Source organism: Salinifilum aidingensis, assembly GCF_054782015.1.
Genome location: NZ_BAAGTH010000034.1, coordinates 1 through 873, shown reverse-complemented (window position 1 = coordinate 873; position 873 = coordinate 1). Strand labels below are relative to the sequence as shown.

The 873-nt window shown below is 65.9% G+C and carries 1 pseudogene; it reads right to left on the bottom strand.

What is annotated here, in order from left to right:
* A pseudogene (locus ACYVJE_RS22990) lies at positions 1-768 on the bottom strand (transposase family protein); the annotation flags it as partial.
* Positions 769-873: the final 105 nt, after the last annotated feature.

Sequence of the window (873 nt, the reverse complement as noted above, 5' to 3'; positions counted from 1 at the left end):
TGGCGTTGATCAGTCGGGTTGCGTGGTGTGGACAGCTTCGGATGCGACGCAGGATTTTCCAGCTTGTGAGCTGGGCGTGCTCGTTCGCCGGGGCCGCGGTCGCCGGGCGTGGGCGGAGTTGACGGCTTTCTGATCCGCCGACAACCGCGGGCGCTCGTTGAGGTCGTTCCTGCGTGTTCGGCGGCGTTGGGAAACGTCGGCATTCGGCCCGGCACCGCGGTAGGCGCTACCAGCGCTCCCCCGCGCTCCGGGTTGTTCGAGGGCGTCGAGCACACCGTGGTCGCGAGCCGCGCCCATGTCGTGCCGAGCGCCTGGTAGCGCAGGCGAGGTCCAAATGAGGCGTCCGGACGGATCCGCGAGGACCTGCACGTTGACCCCGTGACATGTGTGCTTTCCCGAGTAGAACGGGTGGTCTCGCCCGGAGGCCATGCCGACCCGGTCGGTGCGCAGCAGGGTGCCGTCGATGATGACGAATGCCTTGCCTCGGGCCATCTCGACCGCCTCGTTGAGACCGCAAGCCCTGTCAGCCAGCACGTCCAAAGTCTCGCGGACATAACGGAACACCGTGGTCACACCGATATCGACCCCGATCGCCAGGTCCGCGTAGGTTTCGCCTTTGCGCAGGTAGGCCAGCACCAGCAGGGCCTGTTCGCCAGGATCCAGACTTCGCCAGCGGGTACCGCGTTCACGCCGGTTGTGGCGTAAGGCCTCGGCCAGCATGTTCACCGCACGGCTGGACACCGACATCCCCGACGGGTAAGAAAGCACCCTGAAGCTCCTGGTTGGGCGAGTTGATCTCGTCAATCACCCGCCTACCAGGAGCTTCTCCTATCTGCGGCGCCCGCACCCAGCAAGTGGAAAGGGCTCACTGCA